Here is a 3,355-nt window from a genome sequence, read left to right on the forward strand (position 1 = left end):
TCGGGGTGTACTAATCAACGGGGAGCAGGTCATACTCAATGGGCTAAATGCTTAACCATGTCTTTTACGCTGAAAAAAACGTGTTCCAGGATATTTATTATTACCCCAATCGTTCAGAAAAACGGCGACGGTCATATTCAAGAACTGTGTATTTATACAGCTCTGATATGTAATGACATTTTCTTGTTTACCTCCCGAAAAAACATTCCTTAGTTACGAAAAATAATTCGCTGACTCTGTAAAATTGTCTTACCCGTGATTAGCAACGGATTTCCGAAGCAAAAGCTGGTGAGGTTGTTTAACAAAGTTACTTTTGATTGCGATAAGCCTTGAGTGATCACTTGAGGCCAGGACAAGCCAGACGTACGAGAGACGGATCAATTTTGGCCTTCGACGCCTTGCTCTGTCCAATCTCTCATTTATATGTTCGTCCGGATGCACGACGAAACGGGATCAGCTGCTCTGACAGGGCTTATCGCCAAAAGTAACTTTTTGTCCAAGTTAAGTGGTGGGCGATTGAGTCTCTAAAGCGCGCTGTCTGGAAAACTTTGGTGAGTTTCAAAACAGGACAACGCATCGGGCAAGTTAAGTATGAAAAGTTACTTTTGAGTAAGGGAGTACCGCCGTACGAGTATCAATACCAATTAAATAACGCTGAATGTTAAGGGTTTAGGCCGGAGACTAGTTCCGCACACATCTGATATCAGATTTTCTGTGCAGTAGAACAATGATTCTGATCGATTTTGTCATCGCTCATACGTACGAACGATGACTTTTTGCGTTGCGCTAGTGATAGCGGAAACTGTCTTTAGAAGACAGTATGAGTGAAGGTAAGGTGTATATGTAGTTCGTGACAATATATCCAATTGATTTTTATGAATTAATTATCAATTTACACAATCTGTTTTGTTCCAGAACGTTCCTGGCATATGCATTTTTGTCGGGAGTATTTTCGACGAGCAAAGTACGTTAACGTACGAACGATGACAATAGGTCCGGATACACGCATCCGGAGACCTTGAACGTACGAACGATGACGTTTTGATAGTTAGATGGGAAATGCCCCAGGGTTTTTTGCGTCCGAAGGAAGGCAATCAGGAAATGAACGAGTCTCATGGTATCCCTGAACGGTAGGGAAGCGCTTCCCGTGTAGTTTCAGAAAGCCAAGTCTCCCAATGTTAGTCGGGCAGTCTCACTCCTCGCTAAAATCCGCGTCTTCGGCCTCTTCATCATTTTTCGTGCCGTTTATCTTTTTCATCTTATCGATGGAAACAAGAACTGCAGCAATCTCTTCGCCGGTAAACCCAGCTGCTTTCATCATTTTCAGTTTTTCCAGCAACGAGTCATCCAGGATCGGGGCATTTTGCGCGGGTGCCAGAATAGGTTCCTTTTTCGCACCGAGAGATGGGCTTCTTTTTAGGATATGAAATTTGATGTTTCTACCGACCTTCTCTTCATGGTATTGCAGATAACCTATCTCATGTAGCTCATGAAGTGAGCGACGTATAATTTCATTCTGAGCGGAGACGCGGGAAGTTAACCGCAGTCGGTCTCGGAATCGCTTCATGCTGATTGGGGCCGGGTTCTTAGGCAAGCTCGCCAGATATGTATACAACGCCTGTGCAGACTCTTTTCGTTGTAAGCTGTCCAGTGCCTTAAGCCGCAAAAAAACCTTATAATCAATCGCGTAAAGCTCTTTGATGCGGGGGTCACCTTCTATCTCGATCTCATTGGTTTTGATGTTATAACGTGCCCAGTTTATCAGGCCGGTAATAAGCGTGGAATCTTCGTTTCTGAACTGAAAGGTCACCATTCTTAGCTTAACCATCGAGGCGTCGATACGTGCTTTCATGTGCTTATTCGATCGTGCTGGGTCAAATCCACAGTTTTTGAGGAACATTGAGAAAGGTAATTTTATTCTTCCCGAAACTGAGACATCGTTAAAATCGTGAATCGTCCTGACAATTCCCAGCCAGACTCGAAAATCGGTGTTCATATCCAACCGGGGGCTCGACAGGGAGATCTCCTTGTACCCTTCACTGGAAGCGACCTCCATATGCTGGAGCTCGTTTGACACGTCCATAGTCACGACTTTATCAATGGAATGTGTTTTGCCTGTAGCCAGGGGAGTCGGGACAAATACCCCTAGTCTTAGCAGCGCAACGGGTTGAACAGTGCCTGTGTTCCCAGGTGCGAAGTGAGTAACTTTGCCTGTTTGTCCTGTCACTTCAAAAGAAAAATCACTCTTCCTACTGATATCGTTAGATATTTCTTGGTTTACTTTCTTCACAGGCTATCCTTGTACAAACGTACGAACGTGTACCTAATATCATATCAATGATGTTAAAAGTACATACAAACGATGACTAATTTCAACCTAGCAATGACAAAACCACGTACGAACGGCGTCAAAACCCCGTACGAACGATGTAAAAAAATTACGATTTTTCTCATATAATCAATGGGATGAAGGAACGGGGATCCTTTAGGTTTTATTTGGGTTAGATCTTGGATCATATTGGGATCTATTATTGGTTATACCCTGTGGATAACGGTGATAAGTGTCTTGCCCCTCCAGATTGCTCACAAAACCAGCAAAATAGCTCCTTTCTGGGTATTCGCCCCCTGTACCTCCCGAAGCTGGATTCCAGATCGGGATAAACAACGGCAAACAAGCGGAAAAAACAACGTACGAGCGCTGTCATTTTGCTTTAAAAACTGTTGTTTATTAATATGATAAAAAATATGACAATGGGTGTTGTATCTCTGCCAAGTAATGCTGGTGGTAGAATTTTGGAACCGCGAACTGTGAAAATAACCGCCTCCAGGACAAAATGCCCCTCAAACGCCACAGGATTAATCGTAAAATTTTTACGTAGGTAGATACCTTTTTTCTGATAAATGTGTCCAGAGAGCGTTTACGGGCTTCTGATGGGCTAATTGACTGACGGATTGGCTTGCTGAAAGGTTAGATCCTGCTTGATCCGGAAAGGATCTGCGAAATGTTGGATAAGCGGGCCAAGCGGATCCCTGAAAGCCTAGAGACATTGACCATTTTGAGGACGTTAACCGGAACCGTCCATAGGGGACGAATAGATATTTCTTCGTTCGCTGTCACCGGTTGGACAGGCGAAGCACGGCAATCACCTTTCGCTGTTCCACTGCCCTACCGGGGCCGGAATGACGGAAGTTCTGGGCATTCCGATACCTGTATCTACTGAACAGCCGTAGTTTTTTTCAGCGAAATTTAAGCCAGTAAACATCGGATATTCTCTACGCCATAATTCCTTATGAATTACTGGATAGTGCTATAATGATTTTCCTTTGGCTTTGTTGAATAAATCGAACTTTTGCT

1 protein-coding gene is annotated in these 3,355 nt (G+C 43.8%); it reads right to left on the bottom strand.

Annotated features, from left to right (window positions below; translation table 11 throughout):
• Positions 1-1,192: 1,192 nt before the first annotated feature.
• Positions 1,193-2,290 carry a RepB family plasmid replication initiator protein gene (locus HMPREF3140_RS07570; RefSeq protein WP_049015454.1) on the bottom strand — a complete coding sequence of 366 codons (1,098 nt, stop codon included), beginning with the start codon at positions 2,288-2,290 and terminating at the stop codon, positions 1,193-1,195.
• Positions 2,291-3,355 lie beyond the last annotated feature (1,065 nt).

Source organism: Klebsiella sp. HMSC16A12 (assembly GCF_001808265.1).
Classification (GTDB): domain Bacteria; phylum Pseudomonadota; class Gammaproteobacteria; order Enterobacterales; family Enterobacteriaceae; genus Klebsiella; species Klebsiella pneumoniae.